The 20845-nt window shown below is 35.1% G+C and carries 18 protein-coding genes, 1 other RNA gene and 1 pseudogene; 17 read left to right on the top strand and 3 right to left on the bottom strand.

Features of this window, described 5'->3' with window-relative positions:
• Positions 1 to 17: 17 nt before the first annotated feature.
• The 17 genes and pseudogenes from citF (at position 18) to DES39_RS00425 (ending at position 16131) form a co-directional block, all read left to right on the top strand.
• Entirely contained in the window at positions 18 to 1538 is a 1521-nt protein-coding gene (gene citF / locus DES39_RS00520; protein WP_121143822.1) for a citrate lyase subunit alpha, read from the top strand.
• A 420-nt stretch (positions 1539 to 1958) separates the two neighbouring features.
• A complete protein-coding gene (locus DES39_RS00515; RefSeq protein ID WP_121143821.1) occupies positions 1959 to 2399 on the top strand; it encodes an META domain-containing protein in 441 nt (146 codons plus the stop codon).
• 91 nt (positions 2400 to 2490) lie between these two features.
• A complete protein-coding gene (locus tag DES39_RS00510) occupies positions 2491 to 2865 on the top strand; it encodes a DUF488 domain-containing protein (RefSeq protein ID WP_121143820.1) in 375 nt (124 codons plus the stop codon).
• 36 nt (positions 2866 to 2901) lie between these two features.
• Positions 2902 to 3265, top strand: a transfer-messenger RNA (tmRNA) gene (gene ssrA, locus DES39_RS00505).
• 65 nt (positions 3266 to 3330) lie between these two features.
• Positions 3331 to 3552 carry an integrase arm-type DNA-binding domain-containing protein gene (locus DES39_RS00500; protein ID WP_121143819.1) on the top strand — a complete coding sequence of 74 codons (222 nt, stop codon included), beginning with the start codon at positions 3331 to 3333 and terminating at the stop codon, positions 3550 to 3552.
• A gap of 109 nt (positions 3553 to 3661) precedes the next feature.
• Complete coding sequence (locus DES39_RS00495) at positions 3662 to 4090, top strand: HEPN family nuclease (protein WP_147405403.1); 429 nt, start codon at positions 3662 to 3664, stop codon at positions 4088 to 4090.
• Between the two features lie 142 nt (positions 4091 to 4232).
• Positions 4233 to 5165 carry a DUF6387 family protein gene (locus DES39_RS00490; protein WP_121143817.1) on the top strand — a complete coding sequence of 311 codons (933 nt, stop codon included), beginning with the start codon at positions 4233 to 4235 and terminating at the stop codon, positions 5163 to 5165.
• A 150-nt stretch (positions 5166 to 5315) separates the two neighbouring features.
• Complete coding sequence (locus DES39_RS00485) at positions 5316 to 5516, top strand: helix-turn-helix transcriptional regulator (protein ID WP_121143816.1); 201 nt, start codon at positions 5316 to 5318, stop codon at positions 5514 to 5516.
• A gap of 218 nt (positions 5517 to 5734) precedes the next feature.
• The gene (locus DES39_RS00480; protein WP_211324571.1) at positions 5735 to 6439 is read left to right on the top strand and encodes a Rha family transcriptional regulator; all 705 of its coding nucleotides are present in this window, start codon (positions 5735 to 5737) and stop codon (positions 6437 to 6439) included.
• A 392-nt stretch (positions 6440 to 6831) separates the two neighbouring features.
• Entirely contained in the window at positions 6832 to 7842 is a 1011-nt protein-coding gene (locus DES39_RS00470; protein ID WP_121143813.1) for a hypothetical protein, read from the top strand.
• 175 nt (positions 7843 to 8017) lie between these two features.
• A complete protein-coding gene (locus DES39_RS00465; RefSeq protein ID WP_211324570.1) occupies positions 8018 to 8287 on the top strand; it encodes a helix-turn-helix domain-containing protein in 270 nt (89 codons plus the stop codon).
• A 281-nt stretch (positions 8288 to 8568) separates the two neighbouring features.
• Positions 8569 to 9750, top strand: a complete 1182-nt coding sequence (locus DES39_RS00460; protein WP_121143811.1) for a DUF4225 domain-containing protein — start codon at positions 8569 to 8571, stop codon at positions 9748 to 9750.
• A 441-nt stretch (positions 9751 to 10191) separates the two neighbouring features.
• Complete coding sequence (locus DES39_RS00445) at positions 10192 to 10527, top strand: hypothetical protein (protein ID WP_147405402.1); 336 nt, start codon at positions 10192 to 10194, stop codon at positions 10525 to 10527.
• A 694-nt stretch (positions 10528 to 11221) separates the two neighbouring features.
• Positions 11222 to 11827: pseudogene (locus DES39_RS00440) on the top strand (phage integrase N-terminal domain-containing protein).
• Between the two features lie 254 nt (positions 11828 to 12081).
• Entirely contained in the window at positions 12082 to 13557 is a 1476-nt protein-coding gene (locus DES39_RS00435) for a hypothetical protein (protein WP_121143807.1), read from the top strand.
• 29 nt (positions 13558 to 13586) lie between these two features.
• Positions 13587 to 15254, top strand: coding sequence for an ATP-dependent nuclease (locus DES39_RS00430; RefSeq protein WP_121143806.1), 1668 nt, complete (start codon positions 13587 to 13589; stop codon positions 15252 to 15254).
• A 1-nt stretch (position 15255) separates the two neighbouring features.
• Complete coding sequence (locus tag DES39_RS00425; protein ID WP_121143805.1) at positions 15256 to 16131, top strand: DNA adenine methylase; 876 nt, start codon at positions 15256 to 15258, stop codon at positions 16129 to 16131.
• 227 nt (positions 16132 to 16358) lie between these two features.
• Here the strand turns inward: DES39_RS00425 and DES39_RS00420 are convergent, their stop codons facing one another.
• The 3 genes from DES39_RS00420 to DES39_RS00405 form a co-directional block, all read right to left on the bottom strand.
• Entirely contained in the window at positions 16359 to 17411 is a 1053-nt protein-coding gene (locus tag DES39_RS00420) for an autotransporter outer membrane beta-barrel domain-containing protein (RefSeq protein ID WP_170143293.1), read from the bottom strand.
• Positions 17395 to 19041, bottom strand: coding sequence for an autotransporter outer membrane beta-barrel domain-containing protein (locus DES39_RS00415; RefSeq protein ID WP_121143803.1), 1647 nt, complete (start codon positions 19039 to 19041; stop codon positions 17395 to 17397). Before DES39_RS00415 ends, DES39_RS00420 begins: the two co-directional genes overlap by 17 nt.
• 731 nt (positions 19042 to 19772) lie before the next feature.
• Positions 19773 to 20753 carry a 2-hydroxyacid dehydrogenase gene (locus DES39_RS00405; protein WP_211324569.1) on the bottom strand — a complete coding sequence of 327 codons (981 nt, stop codon included), beginning with the start codon at positions 20751 to 20753 and terminating at the stop codon, positions 19773 to 19775.
• Positions 20754 to 20845 lie beyond the last annotated feature (92 nt).

Here is a 20845-nt window from a genome sequence, read left to right as displayed (position 1 = left end):
ATTATAGGAATACAGCCATGAAAAATATAGTAGATACATTAGCCAAACAATGTCCGGAGTTAAAAAATCTAACCCCATTTTCGACGCCTTATGCAACCACACCTTACTTAGCTGACGTTAAGCAAAAACATCATCGAAAAATCCTCAATTCAGTCGAAGATGCGATTCGGACTTGTGGCTTAAAAGATGGGATGACGATTTCATTCCATCACGCGTTTCGCGAAGGTGATAAAACGATCAACAATGTGATTGATATCATTGCCAAAATGGGCATTAAAGATCTCACATTAGCATCAAGTTCGTTACTCAGCTGTAATACACCATTAATTGAGCACATTAAAAATGGCGTAATTACCCAAATTTATACATCAGGTATGCGCGGTGAACTAGCCGATGCGATTTCACATGGCTTAATGAAAAAACCGATCCAAATCCATTCACATGGTGGCCGAGTTAACCTCATTCAGCAAGGTGAAATTAATATCGATGTTGCGTTTCTTGGTGTATCAACGACAGATGAGCTTGGTAATGCTAACGGCGTATCGGGTAAATCACGCTGTGGCGCATTAGGCTACGCGATGGTGGATGCGCAATACGCGAAAAAAGTGGTGTTATTAACAGAAAGCCTAGTCCCCTTCCCTAATACGCCGCCAAGTATTCGTCAAGATCAAGTTGACTATATTGTCCATGTCGATCAAGTTGGCGATCCAAGCAAAATCAGTGTTGGCGCAGCCCGTGTCACTAAAAATCCTCGTGAACTGATGATCGCTCGTTATGCTGCCGATGTCATTGAACACTCGGGATATTTTGAACAAGGATTTTCACTACAAACGGGTTCTGGCGCTTCAGCGACTGCGTGTACAAAATTCTTGGGTGAAAAAATGGTCCGTAAAGGCATTACCGCGCGTTTTGCACTAGGCGGAATAACAGAAGGTATCGTTGCCCTGCACGAACAAGGATTAATTGAAAAAATCATTGATACGCAAAGCTTTGATCAGACTGCTGGCGAATCACTCGCCAAGAACCCTAATCATTTTGAAATATCGACTAACGTTTATGCTAACCCGGCGTCCAAAGCCGCTTGTGTAGATGAGTTAGATGTGACAATCTTAAGTGCGCTAGAAATCGATTTGGATTTTAATGTCAACGTATTGACCGGCTCAGATGGCGTTATGCGCGGCGCATCAGGCGGCCACTGTGACTCGGCTGCCTCAGCAAATTTAAGAATTATTGTTGCACCGCTTATCCGCAGCCGTATTCCAACGGTTGTGCAACATGTGGCAACTAAAGTGACACCGGGCGATAATATCGATGTGTTAATTACCGATCATGGTATTGCGGTTAACCCTAAACGTCCTGAATTGATAGAGCGTTTAACCGCAGCAAAATTACCGGTGACAACCATTGAAAAACTGTATGAACGTGCGATATCGCTAACGGGTAAACCAAAAGCGATCAAATTTGCCGATCGTATTGTGGGCATTGTGCGTTATCGTGATGGTTCGGTGATTGATGTGGTAAAACAAGTTAACCAATAAATTATAGTCCCTAAGTGCAAGTCTATTGATGTTGATAATGATCCTGATGCCAAATAACATCAGTTATAAAAACAAAGACTTGCCTTAACGATGAACGACGCGGGATAATAAAATTGACCCCATATACGTTAGCGGCTCAAAACGCGTGCGATTAATTATTTATTGAATAGAAAACAAACGATTGTAAAACATAATCAAAATCGTTGCCTTGAATTTAATGATTAAAAAGTGTTAAATTTACATTAATTATGTAATTTTTGCGCAAAATAACCGCTTTATAATTGCTTTAATTTATCAAATAAGCATTAATAATGTAGTTACTTTACGAGAATTAGATATAATCGATACAACAAAATGCTGAATATACATGTTCCGTATTTTTAAATACCATATTTTTAATAAGTTCTAGGAGAATAAAACATGAAAAAACTTATTACGTTAGCCGCTGTTGTTGGTGTAACTTCACTTTTAGCTGCATGTTCAAGCCATAGCAAAAATGAAACTATTGACGGTAGCTATATTTTAGTGAGCGCCAATGAGCAACCACTACCTCAATCAATTCCACCTGTCATTAATTTGTCAGTTAACGATGATCTTACGCAAGTTAAAGTTAGCGGCAAAATGTGTAATGTGTTCAATGGTGATACCAACTACCAAAACGGCGTATTACAAGGTAACTTTATGATGACAAGAGCAATGTGTAGCGAGCCAGTATTAAATGCATTAGATACACAAATTAGTCAAATGTTTGCTCAAGGTGTTAAAGTTGAAAAAGTTGATGGTAAATTAGTTTTCACATCAGGTAACAATACCCTGGTTTACCAGCCTTTACAGTTGACAAGTAAAGACAACACAAAATAATCGTGTGATAACCATGCAAACAGCACTATCATTTAAACGGTGATAGTGCTGTTTTTTTATCCGAATTTTAACCTCTTCACCTACAACAATTATGCCAAACATTCTGCTCGAACGGGTCTATCAAAAACCATTATCAATTAGCCAGAATAGTTATTTAATTGACCGACTATGGCCAAGAGGCATTGCTAAAGCCAAACTTGCTGACGTGATTTGGTTAAAAGAGATTGCACCCTCTAACGAACTACGCAAGTGGTACCATGAGCACTTAGATCAGTGGAATAGCTTTTATCAACAGTATCAACACGAACTTGAAAATAACCAAGCAGTCGCTATATTATCTCAGCAGCTAACAGGCAACCAGGTCATTACCTTGCTTTATGGCAGCAAAGACCCACAACATAACCATGCCATTGTACTACGCGATTTTTTGTACAATAAACTCAAACACAATAATAGCGCTAGTTAAACGCAACAATTTTTAGTATAATGACATTTCATTTTTGGGGCTGATTCTGGATTCGACGGGATTTGCGAAACCCAAGGTGCATGCCGAGGTGCGGTAGGCCTCGTAAATAAACCGCAAAATATAGTCGCAAACGACGAAAACTACGCACTAGCAGCTTAATAACCTGCTCAGAGCCTTCCCTCCCTAGCCTTCGCTCGTAGGACGGGGATCAAGGGGAGTCAAACCCAAACGAGATCGTGTGGAAGCCTTGCTTGGGGCGGAAGCATTAAAACCAATCAAGCTAGTTTATCAGTGGCGTGTTTGTTCGCAGCGGGTAGATGAAACTTAAAGACAAACTACGCATGTAGTGCCGAGGATGTAGAAATTTCGGACGCGGGTTCAACTCCCGCCAGCTCCACCACTTATTGTTCCATAGCAGTCCATTAAAGCCCGTAATTCATTGAAAAATAAAGAATTACGGGCTTTTTGTTTCCAACCCCATCCAGACTAATCCGCGCGAGTCCAACCCAAATTGGCATATTGATTGGCATACATAATAGTGAAATACAAAAATCTCGTTCCATTGATAAAGAGTTATCACTCTATGATGGTGATGGACTTTATGTGTTAATTAAACCGTCAGATAGAAAATTATGGCGTTTTCGTTATCAACGTCCCGACTCTGGAAAAAGAACAGTTCTTGGTTAGGTAATCAATTTTTGGATACGCTAGGGTAATTTTATAATTATAAGATTTTTTACATTGTATTTTGAGTTAATATAATAATTATCTAAATAATTTTTAAATGGTGAAAGTTGTGACAGAATATAGTAATGGTAATTTAGATTTTATTCAAAGGACTCTTGATATTTTAGAGAGAAATAAAGATGAGAAATATAATGTTACATTATTAATAAATTGTTGTATTGGTTTACTTGTTGTTCCTAAAGAGGCATTTTTTGATAACATTAAAACAATGGCATTAAGTCAATTCAACATAGATACTGCTCATCTAACGGCTAAGAATAAAGATAAGAACTTACAATCAATTGTAAGGAGAATGAGAAATGGCATTACTCATTTTCATTTAGATTTTGAATCGAGAGATAATGAAATTAATAAAATAACAATAAAAGACAGACCGAGTCCTGACAGAGAGTTCGATTTTGAAATAACATTTGAAATTAAGGAGTTGAAAGATTTTTTATTAAGTTTAACTTCATATTTAATAAAACATCATACTTAAAACTATTATTTTAATAATACTTATCTTGTTAATATATAATCTTTATATTGAACAGTATTATTTTCGTCTAGGCTGATCCCCGAAAATTCGCAACCCTATCGAACTGGCGTAAATATCTATTAGGGATGCGAGGAGGGGGGAAATGTCCAAACAACGTAGCAGATTTGAAAACCCGATGAAGGAATTAGAAAAGCAGAAAGATAAATATTTTAGTTTTTTTAATGATGATTGCATTGAAGAAATTGAAATAGAAGTAGAAATAGCATCATCTCAAGAAAAAATCATCTACAAAGATCAACTTATACCAACAGTTGAGGGAGAAAAAAAAGGACCTCATAAAAGAAAGAGTAAAACGCGTAGATTAAAAATTGATAATCTTAATTGGTTTACACTTAAAAACTATGAGCTAATAAAGGAAATAAAAAGAGATAAGTTATTTGATATTATCGAAAAAAGGCGCAGAGTTGCCGATGATATTTATTTTTATAATGAGAACCTAAATACCGACGATTACAATAATAACAAAGAATATTATGAATCTATTAAACAAGTCGCCAGTGATAACTTTATAACTAGCTGCCTTGATTATGATTTTGATCATGTAGGTAATTTTTTTGTTTTCGGTCACTACATTGGAATAGTAAAAGATAGAATTTATCCAGTACAATATACAGATGCACATAATGAAGTGTTTGACCTTAAAGACCTGCCAGACAATGAAATCAATAATTATTTTAATCTATTTTATAAAGCACTTGTAAAGGTAGATTTAAACGTTAGTGATGATTTATTAATTGATGAGTTTAAGCAATGGCTAGCAGATAAAAGAACAGAAGAAGAAATAAACCAAAGTAAAAGGTTAAGTGATAATGATTTTAAAAAGATAGCTAATTATAATATTATTCCATACATTGATTTAATATTGTGGCGAGATATAACAGGTAATAAATTAACAAATAAGCAAATAGCTAATCTTTTATTCCCAGATGACCCGAACATACAAGAAGAAACAATAAGGAAAAGGGTTAAGGAGTTAGCTGAAAAACTATTATATTCAGATGTTAACCTAATATAGAAAAACGGAAGAAATTACGCATCAATTTTAGGCGGAAACTTTTCACAGTTAGTTTTATCCGCCTATTTTTACACCCTCAAATGACCCTCGAAAATAACCTCCAATAGTTATATCTTGATAGTACCATTTAAATACATAAGGATATAACTAATGACAAATACAATCCTATCCAAGCAAGAAGTAAAAACTTTACTTCATTTCAAATCTGATATTAGCCTTTACACGCTAGAGCAGAAAGATAAAATCTTTCAACAAAAAATTAAAATCGGCTTGCGTCGCGTTGGTTATAAAACTGATGAAGTTTATAGCTGGCTTGAATCTCGTAAAGTAGAACGTCGCGAGGTGGCATAATAGAGATAAAACAAAACCTTTTATATTGCAAATAGTAAAGGGCTTGGATTGGAACTTAGACACTTCTAATCATAGCCAATCTAACTATAAAAAGCTACCTAAAAAACAAGCAACTTAACTCATTGATTTAAAAACAAAGCGCAAAATTGCGTTAACGGTATCCCCTTGCCTAAATTCAAGAGTTAGGTGAATAAATAGACAGAATTGGAGTAATGAAAATGACAAAATTAATTAATATGGATAGCGTATTATCTAATCTATCAAATAATAATCTATCTATGCCAGATGTTATTATTGTTGGCATTGAACCCGTTACAAGATCTCAAGCAATAGCGACCTATTTCAATAAAGACCATGATAAAGTTGTTAAAAGAATTGAAAATCTTGATTGTTCCGCTCAATTTTTAACCCGTAACTTTCGGCAGGTCAAATATAATCACAGAGGGAATAATTATATATCTTATCAAGTGACTAAAGACGGTTTTATATTTTTAACTATGGGCTTCACTGGCAAAAAGGCTGCCACATTCAAAGAAAACTACATTAATCAATTTAATAGTATGGCTGAATGGATAGCAGAACGAGCAGACGCGAAAGATGAACAAAAAAATATGACTGAATCACTGAAAGGATATATTAACCGCACGGGCGATCATCAACACGGCTTCGCTTATGGCAATGAGTGCCGGTACCTTAATAAATTAGTATTAGGATCAGACCCTAGCAAATGGGCGAAGTTACATAGTATTGATAAAAAAGAAATACGGAACAATATGACAGCCGAACAGTTAGCATTATTAACTTACTTAGAAAACAGAAATTGTGCGTTATTGGACTTAGACACACCAACAGCAGAGCGAAAATTTAAACTAAATAAGTTATCAAACCGTTACTTGATCAAGCAACTGGAAAAGGTAGCGTAATGATGATTAATAAGAGCTTTATGGGTGGCTCCTCAGATATGAGGAGTAGTTCTTATAACGGACACTTTACCGCACTTGAGAACGATGTGATTACAGTACTGAATAACAATAAGATTACAACAAGTATTTACAGCAATATTACGGCATTGAAAAGCAGAATTGTTGTGAACACTATCCAAAATTGTACAGGTATCACTAAGCGAGTCCTCGCCTATGTTAATAACAAAAAAGTGAGAGGTGGTTATTGGCTTGGTGTGCAAAAGCGTATAATAATTAAATACTCATATTAAGTGATGAGCTGATATTATATCGATTATATAAACAAAGCTTTATAGTTTCAATATGCATAGAATTCAAGCATGTGCATAACAAACTTCTACATAGGTGAAAACATGGGATGGAAAGGAACTATCAGATCATTAAATGCATCAATAAAACGTTCAGAGCGAGAAGCTCAAAAAAATAGAAATGCCAATATTAGGCTTCAACAAAAGCAAGAAAAAGAATTTAAACAAATGCAATTAGCTATAGAACGCCAGCTGGCATTTAATAATGCAGCAGATGAGGTTAAAGAATTTGAGAACCATCTTAACGCTTTAATAACACTACACGTCAAAACTTCTAAATATATAGATTGGTTAGAATTGAGTATTTCTTCAAAGCCAAATCCACCAATAATGAGTTATGAAAATAAAAATATAGCAGTCAATGCCTATGAAACATTCTCACCGAATTTTTTTCAAAAGTTATTTAAACGAACAAATAAAATAAAGAAATTGCTACAACAAAAAATAGAAATAGCTGAAAATACAGATAAAGAGCTTTATAAGCAATCAATAAAAAAATTTGATCTCAAATTATCTGAATGGAAAAAGGATATTGAACTATCTAAGAAAGTTCTAAGTTATGATGAAGAAAGTTTTAATCATATATTACAGAATAGAAGCGAGCTACCTCTCGCTTGTTTAAAATATAAATTAGACATTAAAGAAGATAAATTACTGCGCATATCTATTTATATTAATGGTCAAGAGATAGTGCCAACAGAAGTAAAGTTACTATTGAAAAGTGGCAAAGTGTCTACAAAAAAAATGTCAAAAACGAAATACTACGAAATATACCAAGATTATGTTTGTAGCATTCTATTCAAAGTGGCTCGAGAAGTCTTTGCTTTATTACCAGTGAAAGAAACTGTTATAACAATATTTGATCATATATTAGATCAGTCAACTGCTTATCTACGTGATATTCCAATTTTATCTTCATTAATGATCAATGAAACAATTAACAAATTAAATATTGATAAAATTGATCCCTCGGAAGCTTTAAAAAATTTTTCTCATAATATGTCTTTTAAAAAGACTACCGGCTTTGAGCCAGTAGAGATTTTAAAAGAAAATTAATTTAACCGAAATCCTATAGCTGTATTATTAAATAATAATACAGCTTATATCACTTTCTTAAAAATTGACTTTTACTCAATTCAAATGACCTTTTTAAATACTACGTTCTTCGTAGTATCGTCACACAAAATAGGACTGCATAATAAGTGATATGTGTAACTAAAAGATAATTATTATGAAAGAAAAAGACTGGCACCCTGCCGATATCATCGCGGCATTGAAAAAGAAAGGAACATCACTCTCCGCATTATCAAGGCAATCAGGCTATGCGCCTTCAACGCTTGCCAACGCACTGGTGCGCCCGTGGACAAAAGGCGAACTCATTATTGCGAGTGTACTCGGTATCGAGCCAAAGCAGATTTGGCCCTCTCGTTATGCCAACAAAAATCGCGTAGTGCGCATAAAAAATACCGATGAAAACAACCAAATCCCGTTTAGCAGCTAATTTAAATTAGGTGCAAAAAGGGATTGCCACGGTTTTAAGTTCAGTGAGCACACCAAGCCTCAGCATGAATACAACCGTCACTGCTCCGCAGTGACGGCGACGGCAACTCCAAACCACACCGTCATTTTCACATTGATTATCGACATGACCACTACATGATGAGGGGCAAAATTTTTTTTAGTCTAATATCATCGATTGCAGTCCTTTACACAAGGCTTTTATTTACACTGTTTAAATTATCTATATAATTTTAAATTTATTTATGAAAATATGAGTTTTTTATGGCAAAAAGAGTTGCTTTACTGGGTGATCCAACAACAACTGGCGGATCTATTATTTCCGCGAGTGGCAGAATGTTTGGTGCTGGTAAACCAGTAGCTAGAATGGGAGATATCGCAACTTGCCCAAGATGTAATAAAGGATCAGGAAAAATAATCGAAGGTTGCCATAAAATGGTTGTGGATGGTATACCGGTTGTACTTGATGGATATATTGTTGCCTGTGGCTGCCCGATTGGGCGAAATAGAGTTATTGCGGCAAATAGTTCGGTTTTTTGTGATGATGGCGCTAATAGTTCACCAAGTTTTGGTATTTTACCCTCTGCTTATAATAATGTTTTACCAGACTTTTCAACGCTAAGTCAAAATGAGAAAAATGAACAACGGGCACAAATTCGGTTTGAAAAAAATAAGTTCATTACAGACGCAACTCAAATGAGTAATAACTTATTTTATTTTCCGCAAACTAAGCAAGAATTTAAAAATGATATTTCTCAGTTTCCAAATAATGTCGCTGACAAAGTAGAAAATGGACGTTTATCTTACGAAGAAGGCTCTGTTGCGCTAACTGAACACAAAAAAGCGCTACTTGATGAAAGTATTGAATGGACGCAAAGAGGTATTTCTGTTTTAGCAGGGACATCACAAATTGTTTCAGGAGTGAGTGCTTGTAAAAACTGGGCTACCTGCTTGTTTTATAGCTTACCGAGTGCCGCTCATGGAATGAATAATATTTATGAAGGGATTACTAACGAAGATGGTCCTGTAAAGAAAGGCTACCGAGGGATTGCTGAGTTTTTAGGATATGAAGCTATTTATGGCGATATTGCTTATAATACAGTTGATTTAGGGTTGTCAGCTTATTCAATGTTTGGTCTTACTTCCAAAGTTAATCAGTTCGGTAATAAAAACCTCTCTTTGTGGTACCACAATCAACAAGACATGGTTCGAGCTTATCAACTTATGAGTAAAACAGCTTTAGGATTAGAAGTTATCGCTGATAGTTTTACGATAGGTACATTAACCAAACAATTATATAATGCATTTATTGTTGATAAACAATCGGAAGAGGCCGTATTGTTTTTAAAAGATTCTAGTCAGATAAAAAATGCTGAAGATATGTTAGATTGCCCTATTGTTGTCATTAATGGGAATAAATTTGCTTATTGTGAAAGTGTTAAATAAAGTAAAAAAATAAACAATAGATAGCTAAAAGCACGGTTACTTTATGTATAGTGTAAAGTTTAATTGAGGTGAGTTGATAAGGTTTAGCGTGTTCAATCAGCTCATTTTTAAATTGAATTAATCGCCTAACTTGCATGATTGAACGAATTAACCAATATAAGCACCCTAAAGTTAATAATCCAGAAATTACAAATCCGAAAGTATCAATATGTTGTGATTTCTTTGATAGGATTAATGTAATAAGTGCAATGATCGCAAACGAGGCTAATGCCATAGATATGTAATAATTCAACTGTTCATAGACAAGTTTAAAATCATTTCTAATGCTATCTATATTATTTTTCATGTTTACCATTTTGAGATGAATTGTTCCGCATAATATTAACAGAATAAATATTTTTTTTAAAATGTGAACATTTATCAATAGAAAATAGAAAATTCTTGTTTGGGATACAAAAAACAAGCTCATCTGTTGTAGAATCAACAGCTTTGATAAACGGTGTTTTTACGTTCATCAGCAAATTAAAAATGGGAGAAAGGCTGATTATGAAAATATTCATGATAATTTTTATGATTATGGTCGTTATTGTTGAATTATTGATACTTGTCGGTTGTTCTCTGACGGTTAAATATCAAGTAGAAATGACAACCGATACCTCAGAGATGCTTGGAGCGGTATATTCTATGCTCGATACGCTTAGTCTGATCATTATTTTTAATTTGCTGTATTTAGGGGTTATGTACATTTTATATTTTAAAAAAACAAAACGTGGTTAGTGTGATAATGTTATGGTGATCGTGACGCTTTGGCGTTATCGATCCTGTGCCACAAGCCGATGACATTGCGTTTTAGGATAAGATGATTGAACGATAGAAACCTTCATATCACTCGCTAACAAGTTAGCCACAGTCCATAAAAACAACCTTTAAAAATTATTTTTAATCCACACTCGTCCAGAGCAGTCCTTTACACAAAGCCCCTATTTACAAGCAATTAACCCTTGTTATAATCAGTTTAAAAGACGTGCTGGTGCAGCACGCAAACCCAGAGCGGCCGGTTTTTTAAGTCGCTGTTCGGTCGTTGACCGAATAAACCATGACCCAGAGTGTGATTTCCCGTTAGCACACTGCTTGTTACCCAAACAAGAGGGATAGCGGCTACTTATCTGAGTTGCCATTTTAACATCACTCGCCATTATCAGACTTTATGGCATAACGCGTTTTTATTCATCTTAACAACTGCGTTATGCCTAAGCAGATAATGCAGGCATCCAAAGGAGGTTCATTTAATTTTAAACATCAACTTTATGTGATTAGCTGACAAGTTAACGCATAAACGTCTCATAAGAGATCTTGAATGTGCTGAACATTCAGCCCTTTGATCTGTTACAGATAATTTATTACTTCGGGTAATAAATGGGCATTAACACTAACCAAATTGTTTTCAGCAAATGCGTAAAGCGAGGTAAACATCGATAATCTGACATATGATTTGCGTGGCTTATGTCAGCGTAACAAAGATGGCGGCCATACCACCCAAGCTGAACGGCTAACCACCTTAACGTTGATTAGCAAACAGCTTAAAAGCGGTGGTTTTAAGCGAATGAACGCGAGTTCACTCAAACCTAAGCACGTTAACTATTTAGTTGCACAGTGGCAAGCGCAAGATTTATCGATTGGCACCATTAAAAACCGCATGACACACCTACGTTGGTGGGCGGAAAAAGTCGGCAAAAGTAGCGTTATCCCCAAAGATAACATTCAACTTGGCATTGAGCATCGGCAATATGTGACGCAGGAAAATAAAGCGAAACAGGTTGATGAGCAAACCCTGACACAGATTACCGACCCTTATGTGCGGATGAGTTTAATGTTGCAACAAACATTCGGCTTACGGCGTGCTTATGCGCAAACACGATACGAAACGCTTACGGGTTGGAAATCACCGAAAGCAGGTGGACTCACCAGTAAAGAACTCACACCATAACAGCAGATCAAAGATCAATGGGCTCGGCAGATAATTAGCAGAGAACTTGGGCATGAGCGGATTGGGGTTGTTGGGGTTTATTTGGGGTAGAGAATTCACATTAATAAGCTTTTTAAAGCAGAAATTAAAAGTTATTAATTTACCTTTAGAAAAAATAATTCTAATAGATATAAGTATAAGAAAATTTTATGGAATTAAATGATAAGACATATTTATATCTATCTATGGTTATCTACATTATTTAGATAACTATGAACTGACATTGACTTTGTTTCATAATATAATGGTTTAAAAATGCACACTGATAACTTAATTCATGTTAAATATATAATCAGAGGATAATAATGTCTAAATCAAAGTCCTTACCAGTTGACAGCTTAGCTATTGATTTAAATAACTTTAGAACAGTAACTCAAAAAAATGAAATTAACGCAATTAATGCTATGATTTCAATTAGTCCTGATTATTTCTGGGCGTTAACTGAGAGTTTGTTGGATACAGGTTATCTTCCTACTGAGAATATCATTATTCTTGAATATACAGAAAACTCTAAAAAAATATATCTGGTTAAAGAAGGTAACCGACGTATTGCTTCTTTAAAAATTATATTAGGGTTAGTTGATAAAACATCATTAGATATTCCACAACATATTTTAAAAAGAATTACAAATCTTTCTAATAATTGGTTAATAGATAATACTTCTGTTCCTTGTGCCATTTATCCTAGGTCTTCTGCGGAATTAGTTGATAAAATTGTAAATTTAACGCATGGTAAAAGCCAAAAAGCTGGGCGTGATGATTGGGAAACTGTTGCTAAAGCTCGTCATAATAAAAAAATGAATAAGGCTGAGGAGCCAGGTTTAGATTTATTAGAAAAATATTTAGAGTATGGTTCAAATATTACACACACTCAAAAAACAAAATGGGCCGGAAAATTTCATCTATCAGTCCTTGATGAAGCAATGAAAAAAATCTTTCCAAGGCTTGGTTTGTCTTCATCAATAGCGTTAGCGAATAAATATCCAAATATTGTGGAAAAAAATGCTATTGATAAAATGATTTATGATATTGGTTTGGAAAAGTTAAGTTTTCCTATAATTAGAGGTAAAGATGATTTTGCTTTAGTATATGGTTTACCACCAAATATACCTGTAGCTAATGGACAACCTCCATCTTCCACTACACCAACAGGAGCATCAAATACTTCAACTTTATCAGTGGCTAATGCTCAAGTGATAAAAACTAATCAACAAACAGGAACGGCAGGTACTACTTCAAGTTCATCTGTGAGCACATCTTCTTCAAGTTATATTTTAAGCACAACAGTAGCTACTGCTTCTGCAACAAACAACCAAAGCTCAGTAAGAAAAAATTTAAGAGCTTTAAAACTGGTAGGGCAAAATAGAAATAAAATTGTTACTATTAGAAGCGAAATGCTTAATTTAAAAATTAAAGAGAATCCAATAGCATTTTGTTTTCTTCTCAGAGCATTATTTGAACTATCGGCTAAAGCTTATTGTGATGACTTAAAAAAACAAGGTATTCCTAACGCTCCATCATATATTAAGAATGATGGTAGCGATAGAACCCTAAGTGATGTATTACGTGATATCACTACTTATCTAAATAAGAATAATACTGATAAACAAATGGTTAAACTTCTTCATGGAGCTATAACAGAGTTAGCTAAAAAAGATGGTGTTTTATCCGTCACTTCAATGAATCAATTAGTTCATAATCCATCATTTACTATAGCGCCAGGTGATATACCTATATTCTTTTCTAATATTTATCCATTACTAGAGCAGATGCATCTCTAGATGCATTATAAATAATCAAGGAAAAAGATATGTTCCAATCAGCAAAATCAAAAGTGGAGCTAGGTTTACAAGATAATAAATCAATTGTAATTAAGAAAATTAAAGCGGTTGAAATAGAGACCTTTAGAACATTTAATAATCAAAAAATTGAGCTTGGTGAAAATATTACAGTCTTTATCGGCCGCAATGGAACAATGAAAACTTCTTTAATGGGGTTAATTGCACACCCATTTGGTGCAGAGTCTAAAGATGCGTTTGGTAAGTCTTTAAAAACTCCATTAACAGAAGTATTTAAGTTTTCTGAAAAATATGATCAAGAACAGTATAAATACTATTTATATATAGAAGCTACAGAACAAGATACCTTAATAAAAGAACCCGTTACTATTAGTTATAGGAAAGATGAGAATAGACATAGGATCGTTGTATCAGGACATGAAAAAGGTGATGGAAATTTTAATTATAATACTTCGTTTCTTAATCTAAAACGACTACTTCCGTTGATTGATACTAAAGCTAAACCTGATCTCGATGAAAAATTTGTGCTTTCGGATGGTGAGCAACGAGACCAAAAGCATTTTTATGAGTCAGTTTTACCAAGTACTGAATATGGAAAATTTGAAGCTATCCACGAAAAAAATACGAAAACAACTTATGCTCCATCTGGTGACAATATTCAATATGACTTCAGTTCTATATCTTCCGGAGAGGATAATTTAGGAGCTATTTTTAATAGATTAGTTGGTTTTCAACGAGCTTACCAAAAAGGTCAGATATATGGTAATGGTATTTTTTGTATAGATGAATTTGAAAGTAGCTTGCATCCTATAGCACAACTTAGATTATTTAAATTTTTATATGAATGGTCTCTACAATATAAAGTACAAATTGTCCTTACAACACACTCTTTACATCTTATACAACACATATATTTGAAGTATTCAAATGCTCTAGAACATAATCGAATCGTTTTGAACTTTGTTAGTTGTTCAACTTCTGACGATAAAAATTACCCTATTATAAAAAATCCAGATTATTTTGTTGCATATAAAGAGTTAACCCTTCAAACCCCTGATGAAGTTGCAAAGGCTAAAAAAATTAATGTGTTCTGTGAAGATGAAATTGCGATTCATTTCACAAAAAAACTAATTAAGAAAAAAGAAATTATAAATTTGATATCTTTCCATTCAAATCTCAACTACGATCCTTCAAATACAGGAACACCATATACTTCATTGGCAACATTGTGTGCTAATTATCCTTTATTGCTTGAAAATGCTTTTGCTCTTTTTGATCCTGATGTAGTTCCAAGTATGTTGAAAAAAATTAAAAATAAAAATACTTATCTTGTTTTACCTGATGATGAAAATTTAGCAATTGAACGTAGGATCATTTGTTATATAATAGATCTACCAAAGAGCGATGCTTTTTTTACTAAATTTGGAAATGAAAAAGATTGGTTCTTAAACCAGTTTACTGATGCGGGAATAATGTCACTTAATATAGAAGATATAAAAAATCAAACAAATATAGATGTTTGTAAACGTTGGGCAAACCAGAATGTATCTGATTTCAAAAAATATGTGACATATTATTGTGGTCATCTTACAGCAAAAGCAGACTTTGTTTCTTCAATTATTCAACAAATTAATAGAATCAATAAGAATAGAGGGTTACCTCTAATTAGTGAGATTTAAAATGGCAACAACATTGTCTCCATTACGATATCCTGGTGGAAAAAAGCAGTTAGAAAAATTTGTGAATGAACTCTTTATGTTACAAGGCATGGAGAGTATTACTTATATTGAACCGTTTGCTGGTGGTTCTGGTCTAGCTCTCTCATTGCTTGCATCCAATAAAGTAGATAACATTATTATTAATGATTTTGATTACGCAATTTATGCTTTTTGGTATTCTATTCTAAATAATCATGAAAACTTTATAGAAAAGATAGAAAAAACACCGATTACGATTAAAGAATGGGAAAAACAAAAAAAGATTTATTCATCGCAAAAAAAACATAGTTTACTTGAGTTAGGATTTGCTACTTTCTTTTTAAATAGAACCAATCGTTCAGGAATAATTAAAGCGGGAGTGATTGGTGGTAAAGAGCAATTAGGTAATTATAAAATTGATTGCCGTTTTAATAAGCCAGCTTTGATAAAGAAAATAGAACTGGTGGAATCCCTTAAAAATAAAATTCAGCTGACTAATTTTGATGCTACCATTTTTATTAAAGATATAATTCCCCAAACATCACCTAATAATGCCTTTATATTCTTTGATCCTCCATATTTTAAGCAAGGCAAAGACCTATACACTAACTTTTATACAGAAGAAGATCATTCTGAACTATTTAATGCCATTGATCATTTAACGAATTATAAATGGATTGTTACTTACGATAATGCAGATAAAATTAATGAGTTATATAAAAAATATGATGGTTTTCTGTATTATTTAAATTACAGTTTAGCTCAAAAAAAGAAAGCGCAAGAGTTAATGTATTATAGTCCCAATGTTTTAAAAATATTAGAAACCAGTTTAAATAAGCATCTATTGTTATCATCTTAACAAATGAATTTAAAATATAGTTCAGTCTATTTTTTATATTTTAAGTTTCATTTAACTATAATTCTCTTCAATATTTTTAATTATAATCATTGGCTCCCAAATTGGACTACGAAAAAAAATTAAAATTTTTTTATTTTAATTAATCAAGTAATTATTAAAAAATTCAACTCCCGCCAGCGGATACAAGTCTGTTGCACTTTAGACTTGCATCCATCTATTATGGTGCGTTAAAAACTGTATTTAGCCCCTAACATCGCACCAATATTATGGTAATTATGCTCACCACGTTGGTATCCAATGTTAAACCACACATTTGTGTTGGTTAAGATATTGGCTTCAACACCGGTTTTGATTTCAGCCAGGTTGCGAGCGCCATCTTGTGAGATACGGTTATCATCCATTTTAACGGCAAATGACTCGGTATTATGTAACCAATTGGTTTCAATAAAGAGTTGAGCGGTGCTGGTTGATTCTGCGCTTAGCTTATCATTGTTTCGGGTTGCAAAACGTAACCCTAAACGGCTTTGCCAGTTATTGGCATCAACGTTGATTTTGGTACCATTTGATTCGGTGTGATTATTGGTATCAACACCCATATACGTGATTTGCGCTTTAGGTTGTAACCAGTAATCATACCGCTCTGTTTCGCCTAATTTAAGGTTATAACCGGATTCAAGCGAAGCGGTCACACCGGTTAGTTTATATTTCTCTCGGTTTTGCTCTTGACCATCCACTTTGGCATTAAAGTGATTCCAAAGCACCCAGCTATCTACATAAAGGCCACTTTTATCGGCATCATTATCATACCAAGTGCCGTAGAAACCAACGCTGTAACCATCAATGTGGCCAGATGAACCATAGCCACTTACTCGCGCATCGCTATCACTACTACTACGACCAAAACCAGCCATCACACCTAAGTGTAAGCGGTTAGTGTCATTACTAGTCCACTGCGCAATATCGCCACCTAATTGGACTAAGCTCCAGTTAGTTTTATTATCCAGTTGACCGTTGCCTGCCGCAAATTTAGTTTGCCCAACCACCGAGCGTAACCACATGCTCGTGACTCGCTTTTTACCCGTTAGCAAATCCGTGTATTGCGTTTCACCTAAACGATCATATAACGTCGTATTAAATAAGGTATTCGCTGAAGCTAAGTTAGCAATATAAGATCCCACTTCAGGGCGCAGTGTATACTCATTACTAGTTAGGTACCAACTGTTCGTATCCGTGCCACTGGCATTACCCTGAACTAAGCTATATTCATAAGCCCCCGCCAAGGTTATTCACGGTGACATGAGTTGTACCAGAAGCGTCACCAGTAATCAGCAGTTTATCGGTGGTTGATGTATCACCCGCTAGTGCAGCATTAAGCACCAAATAACCTTCATTACCCACATAATCACCTGAGACAGTCAAGGTGTTATATCTACCGTTGGTATTACCATTTAATAAAATGGTGCCATTGTTGGTTACGTTAGATGTTAAAGTGGTATCACCGTAAAGGGTGACCAAGCCTTTATTTAAAAAAGCATCGGCATCGGTGCTTGATGCCGTCCATGCGTTAGTATCATAGAGATTTAATGATGAGCCTTCTGCCACAGTAATTTTATTGACCGTGACATTCTCTGTTGTCTTGGCATCGAATGATGAAGCGGCGTCTGATGTACCAATTGAGAGTAACGAAGTATCACCACCCGAAACATCTCCGTCAACCGTTGCTTGACTACCTAGCAAATAAAGGGAAGACGATGCGCCCAAACTTACATCACCAATTAAAGATCCCGAGTTATAAACGCTCGCATTGGCTGACTTTATATTAATCGATCCCGTGTCACCGGTAATCGTACCGCTATTATTGATAAGAGCCCCTGAAGCGGCGTTTTCGACGTAGATGCCTTGCTTGGCTGCAGTAACCGTTCCCTGATTATTAATGATAAGTGTATTATTATTAACGTCTATTCCAGAAGATTTTTTTGCTAAGATTGCGCCATAATTATTAATCGTATTTGATGAAACCGTATTAGTATTTCCTAAAAAGATGCCTTGTCCATTGCTTAGCGTTGTTGTTGTTATCGAGCCATAGTTATTAATTTCGGCAATATTGCCGTAGCTCAGTATGCCAGTGCTGGCTGTCTCGATAGTACCATAATTATTAATTGTCCCTATCGTGCCATAATTAAGGATGCCATATTTATCAGTAGTGATTAAATTGTTATTGGTGATAGTGCCAATCTTGGCTGATGCGCTATTGAGAAAGATAGATGATCCAAACCATTGTGTGGTGGCATTGCTCGCGGTTATCACGCCATTATTGACCAGATTGGTGATCGAACCATTACCTTCAAGGATCACGCCCGTATTATATCCCGATATTGTGCCGTCATTAGTAAGCGTCTCAATGGTGCCCGTATCCTCAATGGCGGCGCTGCTTGTCGAGCTAATGACACCCGTGCTTGTATTGGTAAAATCTTTTACAAGCCCGCTATTAACAAACACACCAAATTTCCAAGATTTAATGGTCGCTGAGTTAATTAATTCAGTAATCGTTCCTTCCGTGCGTATTCCCGAATCATTCCAACTGCCAGTCTCACTTTGTGTTGTGGTGATCGCGCCATTATTAGTAATACTAACCACATTATTACCACCAACCAAAATACCGGTTGATTCTGACGTTATTGCGCCAGTTGATGTATTGGTAACCGCCATCCCATTATAATTATTATTAAAAACCCACGTAGCAGATGATGTGCCAGCCCCCGTTGATGGTAACACATCATCATTGGTACAGGTGTTAGTATCACAGCTTACCGCCGCATAACTATAATTTGAGCCTAATAACATAAACGCCATTAAAACTGACAAAGAGGGTAATAATTTTTTATTTTTTATCACTAAATATTTTTTCATTACTGAGTCCTAATTAACCTATTCCTTTGCTTCCATATTTAATTTTAATGATTGAGCGCCTCGGCATTGCAAGAATCAATCACGATTTTTTGTCATACTCATACATTGTAAATAATAATATAATTATATTTATGCACTTCTTGTTATCTGTTAAATATAAAAGATAATTAACGTTAACTCTTTGTATTCATGTATAAATATTTAGTGACTGATAATATCATTAGATCATTTTTTGATCAACGAGTTTAAAGGTATTGTAAAAAGACGGATAAAAATCTTAACAATTTGAGTATGTTGTAGTTGAGATAACCATTCCACCAAGGTAGGTAGCAGAACTGATCATTGAGGGGATGATTATTGATTATTTAAAACTTTTTTTCTTGTTGTATTCACGAGGGGATTCTAAAAAACTAATAAAACAAGCGTATATAATAATAATACCTGTTGATATAATTAGAAATGTGCTTTGCAATATGGCTACTTGCGGTGCAAGACCAATAATGGTGGCACTTAAAAATAAAATACAGTAATAATAGATTATTGCTAATCGTCTTTTGGTATTAAGTTTTTTATTGAGTTGATAATCGATGAATCAATTGATTACAAAATGACCCTCCTTTTGCCAGCCTATTTAATATCAAATAAGTCAATTATAAGTTAGCCATAAATCAAAGTAACACTGCATCAGCACGCGTTGCACGGTGATGCAGTTTGCATAGTTAAAGTGTGAATCAGCCAACTTCAGGGTTGACCCAGTTTTCAGTTGGGGGGTTGTCTTGTAAGGCAGCAATTAAGTTATCAACCGCGCATTTTGCCATTACGTAGCGGGTTTCAAGCGTTGCCGATCCCACATGTGGCGATAGCACGATATTATCCAAATGCAGTAATGGTGAGGTCATCGGTAGTGGCTCAACTTCAAATACATCAAGGCCGGCCGCTTTAATCGTTTTGGCTTGTAAAGCCTGAGTTAAGGCTTGCTGATCAATAATGCGTCCTCTGGCGCCATTAATTAAAATGGCTGATGGTTTCATCAAAGCTAATTTTTCTTTGGTAATTAAGCGGTCTGTTTCACTAGTTAACGGTAGAATCACCACCACAAAGTCAGCGTGTTTCAGTAGTTCGTCAAGCTCACAGCGCTTGGCTTGATAAGTTTGCTCAACATCAAGGTGAGCAGAGCGGTTATAGTACAGCACATTCATATCAAAGCCGCAGTGTGCACGTTTAACGATGGCTTTGGCAATACGTCCCATGCCTAAAATCCCTAATGTTTTACCATAAACATCAGTGCCATAATATTGCGGCGTAATGCCACTGGTCCATTTACCGTCATGAATTAAGTTAGAGAGTTCAACCGTTCGGCGGGCAGTTGCCATCAGTAGCGTAAAAATCAGGTCCGCCGTGCCTTCGGTTAATACCGTTGGCGTATTCATTAAGCGAATACGGCGTTTTTTCAGGGCTGATAAATCATAATTATCGTAACCAACCGAGATGGTTGATGCCGCCTGTAATTTTGGTGCAAGGGCTAAAAAGGCATCATCCACTCGGGTGGCCATATTCGAGCCAATCATGCCATCGGCACCCGCCAATGCCGTAATAAATGCGTCTTTGTTACTATCTGGGCTACCATCAAACACCGATAAATTGAATGCGTCAGCTAATCTTTTTTGCTGGTCATCGGGGATTTTACTAAATAAAACCACATTCTTTTTCATGATCTCTCCTTAATATTCACACATTATCAAGTTAGTTTATGCGTAATTGAAAAAAATAAAAGGAGAAAATCATTTCTCCTTTTATGCGTATG

This window comes from Orbus hercynius, from assembly GCF_003634275.1.
Lineage (GTDB): Bacteria > Pseudomonadota > Gammaproteobacteria > Enterobacterales > Orbaceae > Orbus > Orbus hercynius.
This window is presented reverse-complemented; position numbering and strand designations above follow the sequence as displayed.

Excerpts from the sequence above, each read along its gene's own strand:
- citF (WP_121143822.1), top strand. The coding sequence starts at position 18 with ATGAAAAATATAGTAGATACATTAGCCAAACAATGTCCGGAGTTAAAA.
- DES39_RS00515 (WP_121143821.1), top strand. The coding sequence starts at position 1,959 with ATGAAAAAACTTATTACGTTAGCCGCTGTTGTTGGTGTAACTTCACTT.
- DES39_RS00510 (WP_121143820.1), top strand. The coding sequence starts at position 2,491 with ATGCCAAACATTCTGCTCGAACGGGTCTATCAAAAACCATTATCAATT.
- DES39_RS00490 (WP_121143817.1), top strand. The coding sequence starts at position 4,233 with ATGTCCAAACAACGTAGCAGATTTGAAAACCCGATGAAGGAATTAGAA.
- DES39_RS00485 (WP_121143816.1), top strand. The coding sequence starts at position 5,316 with ATGACAAATACAATCCTATCCAAGCAAGAAGTAAAAACTTTACTTCAT.
- DES39_RS00480 (WP_211324571.1), top strand. The coding sequence starts at position 5,735 with ATGACAAAATTAATTAATATGGATAGCGTATTATCTAATCTATCAAAT.
- DES39_RS00470 (WP_121143813.1), top strand. The coding sequence starts at position 6,832 with ATGGGATGGAAAGGAACTATCAGATCATTAAATGCATCAATAAAACGT.
- DES39_RS00465 (WP_211324570.1), top strand. The coding sequence starts at position 8,018 with ATGAAAGAAAAAGACTGGCACCCTGCCGATATCATCGCGGCATTGAAA.
- DES39_RS00460 (WP_121143811.1), top strand. The coding sequence starts at position 8,569 with ATGGCAAAAAGAGTTGCTTTACTGGGTGATCCAACAACAACTGGCGGA.
- DES39_RS00435 (WP_121143807.1), top strand. The coding sequence starts at position 12,082 with ATGTCTAAATCAAAGTCCTTACCAGTTGACAGCTTAGCTATTGATTTA.
- DES39_RS00430 (WP_121143806.1), top strand. The coding sequence starts at position 13,587 with ATGTTCCAATCAGCAAAATCAAAAGTGGAGCTAGGTTTACAAGATAAT.
- DES39_RS00425 (WP_121143805.1), top strand. The coding sequence starts at position 15,256 with ATGGCAACAACATTGTCTCCATTACGATATCCTGGTGGAAAAAAGCAG.
- DES39_RS00415 (WP_121143803.1), bottom strand. The coding sequence starts at position 19,041 with ATGAAAAAATATTTAGTGATAAAAAATAAAAAATTATTACCCTCTTTG.
- DES39_RS00405 (WP_211324569.1), bottom strand. The coding sequence starts at position 20,753 with ATGAAAAAGAATGTGGTTTTATTTAGTAAAATCCCCGATGACCAGCAA.